14 protein-coding genes are annotated in these 15,387 nt (G+C 66.6%); 5 read left to right on the forward strand and 9 right to left on the reverse strand.

Annotated elements, in window-relative coordinates; all coding sequences use genetic code 11:
* The first annotated feature begins 157 nt into the window (after positions 1-157).
* From AC1RVY_RS19085 to AC1RVY_RS19095, 3 genes are all read left to right on the forward strand, one after another.
* Complete coding sequence (locus AC1RVY_RS19085) at positions 158-412, forward strand: type B 50S ribosomal protein L31 (protein WP_008906759.1); 255 nt, start codon at positions 158-160, stop codon at positions 410-412.
* Positions 413-518: 106 nt separating this feature from the next.
* Complete coding sequence (locus AC1RVY_RS19090) at positions 519-2,219, forward strand: hypothetical protein (RefSeq protein ID WP_218297656.1); 1,701 nt, start codon at positions 519-521, stop codon at positions 2,217-2,219.
* Positions 2,219-3,586 (forward strand): MATE family efflux transporter, encoded by a 1,368-nt coding sequence (locus tag AC1RVY_RS19095; protein ID WP_492807720.1) that lies wholly within the window; start codon positions 2,219-2,221, stop codon positions 3,584-3,586. The genes AC1RVY_RS19090 and AC1RVY_RS19095 overlap by 1 nt, the downstream gene beginning before the upstream one ends.
* Here AC1RVY_RS19095 and phoR read toward each other — a convergent pair.
* From phoR to pstS, 7 genes are all read right to left on the reverse strand, one after another.
* Positions 3,540-4,886, reverse strand: a complete 1,347-nt coding sequence (gene phoR / locus AC1RVY_RS19100; RefSeq protein WP_492807721.1) for a phosphate regulon sensor histidine kinase PhoR — start codon at positions 4,884-4,886, stop codon at positions 3,540-3,542. The two genes, AC1RVY_RS19095 and phoR, sit on opposite strands and share 47 nt — an antisense overlap.
* Positions 4,887-5,003: 117 nt before the next feature.
* Positions 5,004-5,711 carry a phosphate regulon transcriptional regulator PhoB gene (gene phoB, locus AC1RVY_RS19105; RefSeq protein ID WP_492807722.1) on the reverse strand — a complete coding sequence of 236 codons (708 nt, stop codon included), beginning with the start codon at positions 5,709-5,711 and terminating at the stop codon, positions 5,004-5,006.
* Positions 5,712-5,732: 21 nt separating this feature from the next.
* Entirely contained in the window at positions 5,733-6,434 is a 702-nt protein-coding gene (phoU, locus tag AC1RVY_RS19110) for a phosphate signaling complex protein PhoU (protein ID WP_010457902.1), read from the reverse strand.
* A gap of 11 nt (positions 6,435-6,445) precedes the next feature.
* Entirely contained in the window at positions 6,446-7,228 is a 783-nt protein-coding gene (pstB, locus tag AC1RVY_RS19115) for a phosphate ABC transporter ATP-binding protein PstB (RefSeq protein ID WP_218297659.1), read from the reverse strand.
* Positions 7,229-7,286: 58 nt separating this feature from the next.
* Positions 7,287-8,141 (reverse strand): phosphate ABC transporter permease PstA, encoded by an 855-nt coding sequence (gene pstA, locus AC1RVY_RS19120; protein WP_492807724.1) that lies wholly within the window; start codon positions 8,139-8,141, stop codon positions 7,287-7,289.
* Between the two features lie 43 nt (positions 8,142-8,184).
* The gene (gene pstC, locus AC1RVY_RS19125) at positions 8,185-9,204 is read right to left on the reverse strand and encodes a phosphate ABC transporter permease subunit PstC (RefSeq protein WP_218297661.1); all 1,020 of its coding nucleotides are present in this window, start codon (positions 9,202-9,204) and stop codon (positions 8,185-8,187) included.
* Between the two features lie 79 nt (positions 9,205-9,283).
* Complete coding sequence (gene pstS, locus AC1RVY_RS19130) at positions 9,284-10,306, reverse strand: phosphate ABC transporter substrate-binding protein PstS (protein WP_218297662.1); 1,023 nt, start codon at positions 10,304-10,306, stop codon at positions 9,284-9,286.
* A 267-nt stretch (positions 10,307-10,573) separates the two neighbouring features.
* Between pstS and AC1RVY_RS19135 the strand changes: the two genes are divergently transcribed.
* Both AC1RVY_RS19135 and AC1RVY_RS19140 read left to right on the forward strand, forming a co-directional pair.
* The gene (locus AC1RVY_RS19135; protein WP_492807726.1) at positions 10,574-12,052 is read left to right on the forward strand and encodes a Ppx/GppA phosphatase family protein; all 1,479 of its coding nucleotides are present in this window, start codon (positions 10,574-10,576) and stop codon (positions 12,050-12,052) included.
* A 62-nt stretch (positions 12,053-12,114) separates the two neighbouring features.
* Entirely contained in the window at positions 12,115-12,672 is a 558-nt protein-coding gene (locus tag AC1RVY_RS19140) for a hypothetical protein (protein ID WP_492807727.1), read from the forward strand.
* A gap of 40 nt (positions 12,673-12,712) precedes the next feature.
* On the opposite strand, the gene AC1RVY_RS19145 is transcribed toward AC1RVY_RS19140, so the two are convergent.
* On the reverse strand, positions 12,713-13,177 hold the full coding sequence (locus AC1RVY_RS19145) for a SixA phosphatase family protein (RefSeq protein WP_492807729.1): 465 nt from the start codon (positions 13,175-13,177) through the stop codon (positions 12,713-12,715).
* Positions 13,174-15,360: a polyphosphate kinase 1 gene (gene ppk1 / locus AC1RVY_RS19150; protein ID WP_492807731.1), complete on the reverse strand. Its 2,187-nt coding sequence runs from the start codon at positions 15,358-15,360 to the stop codon at positions 13,174-13,176. The genes AC1RVY_RS19145 and ppk1 overlap by 4 nt, the downstream gene beginning before the upstream one ends.
* Between the last annotated feature and the right edge of the window lie 27 nt (positions 15,361-15,387).

The raw sequence follows: 15,387 nt of genomic DNA on the forward strand, positions 1-15,387 counted from the left end.
TCCATCGCTGTGACGGATGCGCAGCGACGTTGAAGAAGACACGTATTCGCCCTGTGCCATAATAGAGGGCTTTTTCTGCGGAAAGTACGCTGGATGTTCCACGGCGCAAAGGTTGCACCGGGTTCAGCACGGCTCCCGCACTTGACAAGGATTGATCATGAAAGAAGGCATTCACCCCAACTACCGCGAAGTCCTGTTCTCGGACCTGTCCAACGGTTTCAAGTTCGTGACCCGTTCGTGCGTGAACACGAAGGAAATGGAAACCTTCGAAGGCAAGGAATACCCGCTGTTCAAGCTGGACACCTCCTCTGAATCGCACCCCTTCTACACCGGCACGCAAAAGTCCGTGGACAACATGGGTGGCCGCGTCGAGCGCTTCCGCAACCGTTTCGGCAAGACCGCAGCGAAGTAATTCGCCTTCTGCGCTCCGCCACAAAGGCAGCCCGGGCAACCGCGCTGCCTTTTTCTATGCTTTTGCCTTTATTCTCGGTGGCTCCGCTTTTGCCGCCCCCTGACGCGTGAATCCACCGACCCCCGCCATCGTCACCCAGAACGCCGTCAGCCCCCTTCCACGCTGGGCGCTGATGCTGCTGTGCATCGCCTACGTCGTGCCGGGCTTCATCGGGCGCGATCCTTGGAAGAGCGCGGATGTCACGGCATTTGGGTACATGCTGGAGCTGGCACAGGGGCGCACTCCGTGGCTCAGCCCCTTGCTCGGGGGCATGCCTCCGGAAACCGAGGGGCTGCTTCCGTATTGGCTGGGTGCGTGGGCCATCCAGCTGGCGCCGCAGTGGGTGTCCGCCGAGATGGCCGTGCGCCTTCCGTTCGCGGCCCTGCTGGCGATCACCTTGACCGCCACCTGGTATGCCGTGTACTACCTCGCGCGCAGCCCGGGGGCCCAGCCCGTGGCCTTCGCCTTCGGCGGCGAAGCCAACCCGCCCGACTATGCCCGCGCCATCGCCGATGGCGGCCTGCTGGCCCTGATTGCCTGCCTGGGCCTGGCGCAGCTGTCGCATGAGGTGACGAGCTACCTGGCGCAGCTCAGTTGCACGGCGCTGCTCTTCTTCGCCGTGGCTGCCATGCCGCACCGCACGGTCGCGCCCGCCGTGGCGCTTGTCGCCGGCATGGCCGGCCTGACGCTGGCCGGGGCTCCCGCGCTCGCGGCCCTGCTCGGGCTGGGCAGCATGGCGGTGGTGGTGTATGCGCCCGGCAGCGGTTCCGACCGCCGCCTGCGGTGGGCGCTGGCCTTCGCGGCGGTCACGCTGGCGGCGGCGCTGCTGGCCTGGGGCCTGGACCTCTGGCGCTGGCGGATCGTGGGCTCCGGCTCCGGGGGCAAGGAGTGGCAGAGCCTGGCACGGCTGCTGCTGTGGTTTGGATGGCCCGCCTGGCCCCTGGCCCTGTGGACCCTGTGGCGCTGGCGCAAGCAGATCGTCAGCCGCCAGGGGCACCGGCACCTGCTGCTTCCGCTGTGGTTTGTGGCGGTATCCGTCGCCGCCACCGCCACCACCCAGCCCGCCGACCGGGCCTTGCTGCTGGGCCTGCCCGCCATGGCCGCGCTGGCGGCCTTCGCGCTGCCCACGCTGCGGCGCAGCGTGGGCGCCCTGATCGACTGGTTCACGCTGCTGTTCTTCACGGTGTCGGCGTTGGCGATCTGGGTCATCTGGATCGCCATGCAGACCGGGTTTCCCGCCAAGCCCGCCGCCAATGTGGCCAAGCTGGCCCCCGGCTTCGTGCCGGAGTTCTCCGCGCTGGCCCTGGTCGTGGCCCTGGCGGCCACCGTGGGCTGGTGCAGCCTGGTCTGGTGGCGCGCTTCGCGCGACCGGGCCCCGATCTGGAAAAGCCTGGTGCTGCCCGCCGGCGGCGCGGCGCTGGGCTGGCTGCTGCTCATGACGCTGTGGCTGCCGCTTCTGGACTACGCCCGCAGCTACCGGCCCCAGGTTCGCAGCGTGATGGCGGCACTCGGGCCGGCACCGGGCTGCGTGCAGACCGTGGGATTGAACCGCGCCCAGGTGGCGGCGCTGCAGTACCACGGCGGCCTTTCGCTGCAGCGGGCGGGACTGCAGGACGAGTGCGACTGGCTGGTGGCAGACATCGCGTCCTGGCCGCCTTCCGAGCGCATGGTCAACACGGCGCGCTGGGAAGCCCGGGCCACCATTCCCCGCCCCACCGACAAGAACGACCACCTCCTGGTGTTTCGCCGCGCAGGGCCTGCGCGCTGATGTCCGAACTGTCGGGCATCTCGCGCCACGCGGTGACGGTGCTGGCGGGGCAGCTGGCCGTGATGGCCTTTGGCGTCACGGACACCATCGTTGCCGGGCGCCATGCGGAATCCTCGCTGGCCGCGCTGTCGGTGGGTTCGGCCATCTTCATCAGCGTGTATGTGGCGCTGATCGGGATTCTGCAGGCCCTGCTGCCGGTATGGGCCGAGCAGCGCGGCGCCCGGCAGACCGACGCCCTGGGCCGCTCCCTGCGGCAGGCGCTGTACCTGTGCGGCGCGGCATCGCTGCTGGGAATGGCCATCCTGCTGTCGCCGGGGCCCCTGCTGCGCTGGACCGAGGTGCCCCCCGCCCTGCGCACCGAGGTGGAGAGCTACCTGGCCGTGCTGGCCCTGGCGCTGCCACCCGCCCTGCTCTTTCGGATCTACAGCACCCTGAACCAGGCCCTGGGCCGCCCCCAGCTGGTGACCTGGCTGCAGGTGGGATCGCTGCTCGTGAAGCTGCCCCTGTCGGTCTGGTTCACCTTCGGCGGCGGCGGGCTGCCCGCGCTGGGCGTGGTCGGATGCGCCTGGGCCACGCTGGTGGTCAACTGCAGCATGCTCGCGGTGGCGGTCTGGCTGCTGCGCACCCAGGATCTCTATGGGCCCCTGTGCATCTGGCGCCGCATGGAACCCCCTCACTGGCCCACCATCGCGGGCTTTGCCCGGCTTGGCATCCCGGCCGGGCTCGCGGTCATGGTCGAGGTGACCTCGTTCACGCTGATGGCCTTGTTCATCGCGCGCCAGGGCACCACGGCGTCGGCGGCCCACCAGATTGCGGCCAATGTGGCGGCCGTGCTCTACATGGTGCCTCTGTCGCTGGCGATCGCCACCAGCGCCCGCGTCAGCTACTGGCTGGGGGCGGGCGAACCTGCGCGGGCACGCCAGGTGGTTTTCATAGGTTTCAAGCTCTCAGCGCTTATCGGTATTGCGCTGGCAGCTATATTATTAATAGCAAAAGACCAGATTGGAGGCGTGTACTCCGGCAACACCGGCGTGGTGGCCCTGACGGGAGGGGTCATGGTGTGGGTGGCCGCCTACCACGCGGCCGATGCGCTGCAGACACTGTGCGTCTTCGTGCTGCGCTGCTACCGCATCACGGTGGCGCCGCTGGTGGTGTATTGCGTGCTGCTGTGGGGCGCCGGCCTGGGGGGCGGCTACCTGCTGGCCTATCGTGGCCTGGGGCCGTGGGCCGCTGAGCCATCGCCTACGCCTTTCTGGGCCGCGAGTGCAGCGGCGCTGGTCGCGACGGCCGCGCTGTTCCTGGCGATGCTCTGGCGTGCGGTCAATCCGGCAGCGAGAAAACACGCAACCGGTTCGCCGGGAAGGTGACCGCGAACACCGAGCCCTTGCCCAGGGTGCTGGAGATGTCCAGCGTGGCGCCGTGCCGCTGCAGCACATGCTTGACGATGGCCAGTCCCAGGCCCGTGCCGCCGGTCTCGCGGGAACGGCTGCGGTCCACGCGGTAAAAGCGCTCCGTCAGGCGTGGCAGGTGTTCCGGCGCGATGCCCGGCCCCGTGTCCTGCACCGAGAAGACGGCACGGCCGTCCTCCTTGCGCTGCCAGGCCACCGTGATCGATCCGCCCGCGGGCGTGTAGCGCACGGCGTTGCTGATGAGGTTGGACAGCGCGCTCTGCAGCTCGGCGGGCACGCCCGCGATATCGCCTTCGGCACGCAGGCTGTCCACGGCCGGAAAAACCATCACATGCTGGCGCGGCTGGTTCTGCGTGAGCAGGGCGGACAATGCGCGGCCCTCTTCCTCGCACCGCTGCATCAGCGCCTGCACGGGCGTCCACTCCGCCATGCCGGGCGGCGGGCTGCCCTCCAGGCGCGACAGGGTCAACAGGTCCTGCACCACGCTTTGCATGCGCAGCGCCTGCTGCGCCATCATGCCCAGGTAGCGCGCCCGCTCATCGGCATTCAGCGGCAGGGTCTGCAGGGTTTCGACGAAACCGGCCAGCACCGTCAGGGGCGTGCGGATCTCATGGGACACATTGGCCACGAAGTCACGCCGCATGGCCTCGGCCTGCTCCAGCGCCGTGACATCGCGCGACAGCAGCAGGGTACGCCCATCGCCATAGGGGTGCAGATGCACCGAGATGCGCACCGGCCGCGAAGGCGTGCTGAAACGCCCCTCCAGCACCACATCGTGGGTGAAGTCCTGGGCGGCAAAGTAGGCGGTGAACTCGGGGTCACGCACCAGGTTGCCGATCGACTGCATCACATCGCGCTGCGCATCAAAGCCGAACTGGCTGGCCGCCATCTGGTTGCACCACTCAATGCGGCCTTGCGCATCCAGCAAGACCACCCCATTGGGCGTGGCCTGCAGCGCGGCCAGGATCTCCTGCAGCCGGTCCTGGCTGTCGCGGATCTGGGCCTCCTGCCTGCGCAAGAGGCGCCGCGCACGGTCTGCCGCCTCGCCCCAGATACCGCGCATGGCCGGGACTTCGGACAGATCCCCCGTGCGCAGCCAGCGCAGCACGCGCGCACCGCGCAGCAGGTCCCAGACAAACCAGGCCCACGCCGCCAGGGCTGCACCCAGGGCAGCGCCCCAGGGGCCGCCACCGTGCCACCATCCCAGCCCACCACCCGCTATCTGCCAGAGCAGGAAATACGAAATACGCCACAGCATGCGGTCAGCAAAGCCTTCTCAGAAAAGCAGGGGCGCATCCTGTGCGCCCCATCGACAACATCAGGCTTGCGCCCTCAGCACCCGTTCACCCTATTGCAGGGGATCGTGAACAAGCACTCACGCCTGCAACTGCACCTGGGGCTGTGCCGTGAGCCGGTAGCCCGCACCGCGCACGGTTTCGACCATCACGGAGGCGGCGCCCAGCGCTTCGCGCAGGCGCTTCACATGCACGTCCACCGTGCGCTCCTCGATGAAGACATGGTCGCCCCACACCTTGTCGAGCAGCTGCGAGCGGCTGTGCACACGCTCGGCATGCTTCATCAGGAAGTGCAGCAGCTTGAACTCCGTAGGACCTACCTTGAGCGGCTGGCCCTGGAAGGTCACGCGGTACGTTCCGGCATCGAGCACCAGCTCGCCAATGGTCACGCTGTCGCTGACCTGCTCGGGCGCACGACGGCGCAGCACCGAGCGGATGCGGGCCAGCAGTTCCTGTGTGGAGAACGGCTTGGTGATGTAGTCGTCCGCGCCAGCATCGAGCCCTGCAATCTTGTCGGGCTCATCGCCGCGGGCCGTGAGCATCAGGATCGGGATCGGCTTGGTGCGGCTGTCGGCCCGCCATTTGCGGGCCAGCGACAGGCCGCTTTGCCCGGGCAGCATCCAGTCGAGCAGGATGACGTCGGGCAGCACGGCGTCGAGCTCGCGCTGGGCCGAGTCGCCGTCTTCCGCCCAGAAGGGCTGGAATCCGTTGTGGCGCAGATTGACAGCAATCAGCTCGGCAATCGCGGGTTCGTCCTCCACGATGAGGACGCGTGGGAGCTTTCTCATAAATGTGCCAAAGCCCTTTCGCTACAAGACAGCCGACTCGATCTCGTCGAGGGCAGTGTGGCGCACATCCTTGCCCTTGACCAGATAGATGATGAGCTCGGCCACGTTCTTGGAATGGTCACCGATGCGCTCGATGGCCTTGGCCAGGAACAACAGGTCCAGGCTGGGCGAGATGGTGCGCGGGTCTTCCATCATGTAGGTGATGAGCTTGCGCACGAAGCCGTCGAATTCCTTGTCGATGAGGTCATCCTCCTTGAGGATGGCCACGGCCGCCTTGACGTCCAGCCGCGCGAACGCGTCCAGCGTCTTGCGCAGCTGGCCCGAGGCCAGCTCGGCTGCCACGCGCAGGTCGCTCGACGGCAGCGAACGCGGGGCGCCGCCTTCGATGATGGAGCGCACCATGCGCGCCATCTTGTTGGCCTCGTCGCCCATGCGCTCGAGGTTGGCCGTGGCCTTGGAGAAGGCCAGCAGCAGGCGCAAATCGCGCGCGGTGGGCTGGCGGCGGGCGATGATGGAGGACAGCTCCTGGTCGATCTCGACCTCCATCGCATTGATGCGGGTCTCCATCGAGGCCACGGTCTCCACGGCCTCCAGGCTGAACTGGGACAGCGCGTAGACCGCCTGCCGGATCTGCGATTCCACCAGCCCCCCCATCTCCATGACACGGGCGGACACGCTGTTGAGTTCGCTGTCGAACTGGGACGAAAGATGTTTATCGGGCATCTGCTGTCTCCTTAGCCGAAACGGCCGGTAATGTAGTCTTCGGTTTCCTTGCGCTCGGGCTTGAAGAAGATCTGTTCGGTGGCACCGAACTCGATCATTTCGCCGAGGTACATGTAGGCGGTGTAGTCGCTGCAGCGGGCGGCTTGCTGCATGTTGTGCGTCACGATGGCGATGGTGTAGTCGTGCTTGAGCTCGTCGATCAGTTCTTCGATCTTGGCGGTGGACAGCGGGTCCAGCGCCGAGGTGGGCTCGTCGAGCAGGAGCACCGAGGGCTTGACGGCCACGCTGCGCGCGATGCACAGGCGCTGCTGCTGGCCGCCGGACAGGGACAGGCCGCTCTGGTGCAGCTTGTCCTTCACCTCGGTCCACAGCGCGGCCTTGGACAGCGCCCATTCCACGCGGTCGTCCATCTCGCTCTTGCTCAGCGTCTCGTAGAGCTTCACGCCGAAGGCGATGTTGTCGTAGATGGACATGGGAAACGGCGTGGGCTTCTGGAACACCATGCCGATGCGCGCGCGCAGCAGGTTGATGTCCTGCTTGGGGTCCAGGATGTCCTGGCCGTAGAAGTTGATCGAGCCTTCCGCACGCTGGCCCGGGTACAGGCTGTACATGCGGTTGAGCGTGCGCAGCAGGGTGGACTTGCCGCAGCCCGAAGGGCCGATGAAGGCGGTGACCTTGTGTTCCGCGATGTTGAGGCTGACATTGCGCAGCCCCTGGAACTTGCCGTAGAAGAAGCTCAGGTTGCGCAGTTCCAGCGCATTCTTGCTGGCGGTGGCGGTAGCGGTGGCGTTCATTGTCAATTCCTGAAAATGGAGGCGGTCTGTATCTGCAATGGGGAGGGCTGGCGTGGGGTCAGACGCGGTTCTTCTCGCGCAGGAAGACCCGTGCCACGACGTTGAGGATCAGCACCGACAGCGTGATGAGCAAGGCACCGCCCCAGGCCAGGCGCACCCAGTTCTCATAGGGGCTCAGGGCAAACTGGAAGATCACCACCGGCAGGTTGGCCATGGGGGCGCTCATGTTGGTGCTGAAGAACTGGTTGTTGAGCGCGGTGAACAGCAGGGGCGCCGTCTCGCCGCTGATGCGGGCCACCGCCAGCAGCAGGCCGGTCATCACGCCGCTGCGCGCGGCACGCAGGGTGACCATGGTGGACACCTTCCAGCGCGGCGCGCCGAGCGCGAAGGCCGCTTCGCGCAGGCTGCCGGGCACCAGGCGCAGCATGTTCTCGGTGGTGCGCACCACCACGGGCACGGCGATCAGCGACAGCGCCAGGCTGCCAGCCCAGCCCGAGAAGTTGCCCACCGTGGCCACGGCGATCGCGTAGACGAAGAGCCCGAGCACGATGGACGGGGCCGACAGCATGATGTCGGTCACGAAACGGGTGAGTTCGGCCGTCTTGCTCTGGTCGCCGTATTCCGCCAGGTACACGCCCGCCAGAATACCGATCGGCGTCGATACCAGCACGGTGAAGCCCACCATCATGAGGCTGCCGACGATGGCGTTGGCCAGGCCGCCGCCCTCGGAGCCCGGTGCCGGCGTGGACTGGGTGAACATGTTCAGGTCCAGCGCGGCCAGGCCGTTGGCCAGCAGCACGCTCAGTATCCACAGCAGCACGAACAGGCCCAGCACCATCGCGCCCAGGGACAGGGTCAGGCCGACGGCGTTGGAGCGCTGGCGCTTTTTGTAGAGTTGTTGGTTGAATTCCATGGAGCTTGTCTCAAAGGAGGTTCATGGGCAGTGCGGCGCGGGCTCAGAGGCCCTTGGCCTTTTCGGCGCGCAGCATCATGATCTTGGCGGCCGACAGGACCACGAACGTGATCACGAACAGCAGGAAACCGAGGGCAAACAGCGTGGAGAGGTGGAAATCCGCCGCCTCGCCAAATTCATTGGCCAGCGTGGAGGCAATGGACGTCCCTGGCGAAAACAGCGAAGTGGGCATGCGGTTGGCATTGCCGATCACGAAGGTCACCGCCATGGTCTCGCCCAGGGCGCGGCCCAGGCCCAGCATGACGCCGCCGATCACGCCCTTTTGCGTGTAGGGCAGCACGACGCGGCGCACCACCTCCCAGGTCGTGCAGCCCAGGCCGTAGGCCGACTCGCGCAGGATGGGCGGAACGATCTCGAACACATCGCGCATCACGGCCGCCACGAAGGGCAGCACCATGAACGCCAGCACGATGCCGGCGGCCAGGATGCCGAAACCGTTGGTGCTGCCGCCAAACAGGAAGCCCACCAGCGGCATCGAGCCCAGCAGCTTCTGCACCGGCATCTGGAAGTAGTCGGCAAACAGCGGGGCAAACACGAACAGGCCGAACATGCCGTAGATGATCGAAGGCACGGCCGCCAGCAACTCCACCGCCGTGCCCAGCGGGCGCCGCAGCCAGACCGGGCAGGTTTCCGTGAGGAAAAGGGCGATGCCGAAAGCCAGGGGCACCGCGATCAGCAGCGCGATGCCGGCGCTCGCCAGGGTGCCGACGATGGCAATCGCGGCACCGAATTCTTCATTGATGATGTCCCATTCCACGCGCCAGATGAACTGGACTCCGAACTTGTGGAATGTCGGCCACGCGTAGACAAAAAGGGAAACGATGATGCCCAGCAGCGCCGCGAGCACCAGCAGCGACAGGCTTTGGGTCAGGCGATGGAAAAAGATGTCCTGCAGGCGCTGCCGCCTGGCAATCGATACCATGGACTCTGTGGGGGCATCCGTCGTCTTGACGGACACAGGTTGCGAACTCATGGTGGTTCCCACGCTCATGTTGACTCCCATCTGGCTTCTGGAGGCCCCACAAACCAGCACCCATCAGCCAGACCAGCCGACCGATGGGGGGTATTCTGGGGCAACTGGCTTACTTCTTGATCTGCGACCAGACCTTGGAGCGGATCTCGGCGGTCAGGCTGTCGGGCAGCGGAACATAGTCCAGTTCCGTGGCCATGCCCTTGCCGTTCTTGAACGCCCACTCGAAGAACTTCAACACTTCGGCCGACTGCGCCTTGTCGGCGGGGTCCTTGTACATCAGGATGAAAGAAGCGGTGCTGACGGGCCAGCTGTCCGCGCCCTTGGCGTTGACCATCGAGATGCCCATGCCCGGCACGCTGAACCAGTCGGCGCTGGCGGCGGCGGCCGCAAAAGTCTTGTCGTCAGGGCTCACGTACTTGCCGTCTGCATTCTGCAGTTGCAGGAAGTTCATGTTGTTCTTCTTGACGTAGGCGTATTCCACATAGCCGACAGCGCCCTTCACGCGGGTCACGTTGGCGGCCACGCCTTCGTTGCCCTTGCCGCCCACGGACGACGCGGCAGGCCACTTCACGGCCGCGCCCTTGCCCACGGAATCAGCCCACTCCTTGCTGACCGCCGACAGGTAGTCGGTCCAGTTGAAGGTGGTGCCCGAACCATCCGCGCGGTGTACCACGGTGATGTTCTGGTCGGGCAGGGTCTTGCCAGGATTCAGCGCGGCGAGCTTGGCATCGTTCCACTTGGCGATCTTGCCCAGGAAGATGTCCGCCAGCACGGGGCCCGTCACGCGCAGTTCGCCGGGCTTGAAGCCGTCCAGGTTGATCACGGGCACCGTGCCGCCGATGATGGCGGGAAACTGCACCATGCCGTCCTTGTCCAGGTCGGCGCCGGACACGGGCGCATCGGTGGCGCCGAAAGCCACGGTCTTGGCGCGGATCTGGCGGATGCCGCCGGAAGATCCGATGGACTGGTAGTTCAGGCCCGTGCCCGTTTCCTTCTTGTAGGCCTCGGCCCACTTGGCGTACATGGGGAACGGAAAGGTCGCGCCTGCACCGGTGATGTCCGCCGCAAAGGCACTGCCCACAGCCATGGTGGCCAGTGCGACAGCGACGGTTTTGAGAAATGTGCGTTTCATTATTCAGTACCTTTTGGCTAGGGTTAACAGGAACAGCACGAACTCTAGGCCCCCAAGATGACAATTCGGTGACACAAGGCACCCCGTCGCACAGAGCCGCCACACGGTCATCCAGCGCCGCGCGTACCGTCATGAATCTGTCACACGGTCCACGGACACTGGGCGGCTCGCGATCAGCACCCGCCTCCATGAGGGAGACGACGGGTGCCGCACCGATGCACCTGACGCTCGCGGTACGATGCCGAACGAAGCTCCCACCAGAAATACATGCAGAACGGCACACGCCTCGCCGCGGTCGACCTCGGCTCCAATAGTTTTCGCCTTGAAATCGGGCGCTATGAGTTCGGACATATCCAGCGGGTGGAATACCTCAAGGAAACCGTGCGCCAGGGCAACGGCCTCGATGAAGACCGCAATCTGACGCGCGACGCCATGGAGCGTGGCTGGGCCTGCCTGGCACGATTCGGGGAGCGGCTGGCGGGGTTTCCCCGTGCCCAGGTCCGGGCCGTGGCGACCCAGACGCTGCGCGAGGCACGCAATCGGGACGAGTTCCTGTCACGCGGCAGCGAGGTGCTGGGCTATCCGATCGATGTGGTGTCGGGCCCGGAAGAAGCACGGCTGATCTACCAGGGGGTGGCCCGCCTGCTGCCGCAATCCGACGAGCGCCGCCTGGTCGTGGACATCGGAGGGCGTTCCACGGAGCTCATCCTGGGCCAGCAGTTCACACCCTACTCCGTGGCCTCGTACCGCGTGGGCAACGTGGCCTGGTCGCAGCGCTACTTCGCCAACGGCGAATTCACGGCCCAGGCGTTCCTGGCCGCCGAGATCGCGGCCAAGGCCGTGCTGGACGAAGCGCTGGAAACCTTCCGCCCCGAGACCTGGGACGTGTCTTACGGCTCCTCCGGCACCGCGGGCGCCGTGGGTGACATCCTGGCCGCCGCCGGCGGCCCGCAGGGCCTCATCACGCGGGACGGGCTGGGCTGGCTGCACGAGCGCCTGCTGCGCGCCCAGTCTGCCGACCGCGTGCGCCTGGAAGGGCTGAAGGAAGAGCGGCGCGCCGTCATCGGCGGGGGAATCAGCGTGCTGCGCGCCGTCTTCGACCTGCTGGACATCGAGCACATGCAGGTGGCACAGGGCGCCTTGCGCCAGGGCGCCCTCTACGACCTGCTGGACAGGGAGCAACCCGGCACCGACCTGCGTACCACCACCGTCAATGGACTCATGCAGCGGTTTGGCGTGGACATGGAGCACGCGGAACGGGTGGCGCGCACCGCGTGTGCCCTGTTCGAGCAGGCCACGCCCGGCGACAGCGAGCGAGCGTCGCGCAAGCTTGACTGGGCGGCGCGGCTGCACGAGATCGGCTGCCGCATATCCCACAGCGACTACCACCGCCACGGCGCCTACATCCTGGACAACACCGATGCCGCCGGGTTTGCCGTTCCCGAGCTGCATCGCCTGGGCGTGCTGGTGCAGGGACAGCGCGGCAAGGTGCGCAAGCTCGGCGCGGACCTGCAAGATCCTGTCTTCGTGCTGCAGCTGCTGAGCCTGCGCCTGTCCGTGGCGCTGTGCCATGCGCGCCGCGATCCGGACACGGCAGGCCTCTCATTGCAAGCCGAGGGGCCGCGTTTTCTCCTGCGCGCCCGCCCCGGCTGGGCTGCGGCCTTTCCGCAGTCTGCGCACCTTCTTCGCGAGGAAGTCCAGGCCTGGCAGAAGACGCCCTGGGAACTGGTGGTTGACCTTCCCTGAGCATTGGCAATAAACTATATAAACTGTTTATACCGTTTATTTATTGACCCACTGCCTTCATCATGACCACCACCAGCGCCACACCACCCGCCCCGTCCGCCCCCGCAGCCACAGCCACAGCGCCCGCAAAACCTGCCAAGCCCTCTGCCGCGGTGGCCGCCAAATCACCCGCCAAGGCAGTGGCTCCCGCCAAGCAGGCCAGGAAAGCGGGCGCGAAGCCCGCTGCTGCCGCCCCCAAGGCGAAAGGGGCCAGCTCCAAGAAGGCTGCGGCCGCGCCCCAGCCCGCCAAAGCAAAAGCACCCACGCCGCAGCCGGCGCCGGACACCAAGGCCAAGAAGCCCAAGCTGGTGCGTGACAGCTTTACCATCCCGAAGGATGAATACGCCGTTATCGAGACACTGAAGCAGCGCTCTGCGGCGCTCGCGCAGCCCGTGAAGAAGAGCGAGCTGTTGCGCGCCGGCCTGAAGGTGCTGGCGGCGATGTCCGACAACGCACTGCGCACCGCAGTGCAGGCCGTGCCGTCCATCAAGACGGGACGGCCCAGGGCCCAAGCGGCCGCAGCCCCCGTCGCCGCGGCCGCACCGGCCGCCAGGACCGCCGCCAAGGCCACGCGCAAGTGAGCCGGTCTGCGCCGGGGACGGCCCCCTGGCGCAACCGGCATCAAACAAACTCGGGCGACTGAACGGCGATCAGCAATGTCTGGCTTTGGTCCAGCCGCTGCCGTTGCCTCAGCCACCAGACCGAGCCCTTGCGCACGGCGCATTCCGAAGCCTGCAGTCCCATCAGCTGGGCGATGGTCTGCCCCAGCATGGGCTGGTGGCCCACGATCAGCACCGTGCCCTTGGCGCGCGGCCACTGTGCGAGGTCCAGCAGTTCCTGCGGCGTCCCGCCCGGCAGCAGCTCGGCCCGCATCTTGAACTTGCGCCCCAGGGCGCTGGCCGTCTGCTCGGTGCGCCGCGAGGGGCTGACCAGCACGCGCAGGCCCTCGGGCAGCTGCCGGTCCAGCCATGCAGCCATGCGCGCTGCCTGCTTTTCGCCCCGCGGCGTCAAGGCCCGCGCCAGGTCATCACCCCCCTCAGCGGCTTCTTCCGCCTCCGCATGTCGCCACAGGATGAGATCCATCATGCTGTCCCTTGGTCGAGTTGCGCCGGGGAAGGGGCCGGTCCGTAGCGGACCATCAGGGCGTCCTGGGCGCCCACTCCGTCCTCGGGGCGGGGTGCCCGGTCATAGCCTCCCTGCGCATTCAGCGTCCATGCGTCCCGGTCATCGTGCAGGTAGGCCACCAGGCACTCGTCAACGATCTGCTGCCGCAGGCGCGGGTCCGTCACGGGCCAGGCCAGTTCCACGCGCCGCATCATGTTGCGGTTCATCCAGTCGGCACTGGAAAGGTACAGGTCCTCGTCGCTGCCGCAGCGGAAGTAGAAGACCCGCGTGTGCTCGAGGAAGCGGCCGATCACCGAGCGCACCCGGATGTTGTCGGTTACCCCGGGCACCTGGGCCGCGAGCATGCAGGCCCCGCGCACGATGAGGTCGATGCGCGCTCCGCGCTGGGCGGCCAGAATCAGCGCGCGCATCAAGGCTTCATCGGTCAGGGCATTCATCTTGGCCACGATGCGCGCATCCTCTCCCCGGCTCGCGGCCTGCCCCACCTGCTCGATCTTCTCCAGCATGCGCCGGTGCAGATGGAACGGCGCCAGCATCAGCTTGCGCAGCTTGGGCGGGCGGTTCTGGCTCGCGAGGTGGTTGAACACCCCGTCCATGTCCGCCGTGGTTTCCTCGTCGGCAGTGAGATAGCTCAGATCGGTATAGAGCCGGGCCGTGCGCACGTTGTAGTTGCCGGTGGACAGGTGCCCGTACCGCCGCAGCTGGCGCCCTTCCCTGCGCGTGACCAGCAGCATCTTGGCATGTGTCTTGAGCCCCACCACGCCATACACCACCTGCGCGCCGATCGACTCCAGCGCCTCGGCCCAGTTGATGTTGGCTTCCTCGTCAAAGCGGGCCTTGAGTTCCACGACCGCCATGACCTCCTTGCCCCGGCGCACGGCCTCGGTCAGCAGGTCCATGAGTTCGGAATCGCCACCGGTGCGGTAGATCGTCTGCTTGATGACGAGGACGTCGGGATCGTTGACGGCCTCGCGCAGGAAAGCGAGCAGTCCGTCGAAGCTCTCGAACGGCTGGTGGATGAGCACGTCGCGCTGGCGCAGCTGCTCCATGATGGACACTCCGGCCTGCAATTGCCGTGGCCAGGCGGAATTCCAGGTCGGAAACAGCAGGGCGGGTGCATCCACCAGGTCCACCAGCTGGGTCAGGCGCACCAGGTTCACGGGCCCGGGTACCCGGTACAAGGCGGCGGGGGGCAAGGCAAACTGCGCCAGCAAAAAGTCGGACAGGAATTGCGAACATCCCGCGGACACTTCCAGCCGGACGGCCTGCCCGTAGTGCCTGTGCTGCAAGCCCTGGCGCAGGGCTGTCCGCAGATTGCGCACATCCTCCTCATCCAGCGCGAGGTCGGAATGGCGCGTCACCCGGAATTGCGAGAACTCCGTCACCTCGCGCCCCGGAAAGAGCTCGTCCAGGTGTGCCCGCACGATGCTGGAAAGGCTCACGAAAAGCGCTTCCGAGGGTGCCACGCGGGCAGGCATGCGAATCAGCCTGGGCAGGGCCCTGGGAACCTTGACGATGGCGATCTCGTTCTCTCGCCCGAATGCATCGTGCCCCTTCAGGCGCACGATGAAGTTCAGGGACTTGTTGGCCACCTGGGGAAAGGGGTGCGCGGGGTCCAGCCCCACCGGGATCAGCAGCGGCCGCACCTCGCCCACGAAATACTCGTGGACCCAGCGCTTCTGGGCGGGCGAACGCTCCCCATGCCCGACGATCCGGATGCCATGGGCGGCAAACGCAGGCACCAGGGACTCGTTGTACAGCGTGTACTGCCGGTCCACCAGCCCGTGCACCTTGGCGGCCACGGCTTCGAAGGATGCCGTCGAATAAAGGCCCTGGGTCTCGCCTTTCTGGGCCGCGGTGATGTGCGGCGCGGCACGCACTTCAAAAAACTCGTCCAGGTTGGACGACACGATGCACAGGTAGCGCAGCCGCTCCAGCAGCGGCACATCCGTTCTCACGGCCCAGTCGAACACCCGTTCGTTGAACGCGAGGATGCTGTGGTCCCTGTCCAGGAACATGTGCGGCGCCGCCGCAGTGGGCGCGGCTGCCGGTGCGTGGCCCACGCCGCCGTCGCGTGGCGCCGGCGTGGCATCGGGACTGTCACACGACAGGGCAACAGCGTCATCGGGGGGCAAGGGCAACATGGATACGCAAGCGCGGCGAGTGCAGGA

This window comes from Acidovorax sp. GW821-FHT11A03 (assembly GCF_058809075.1).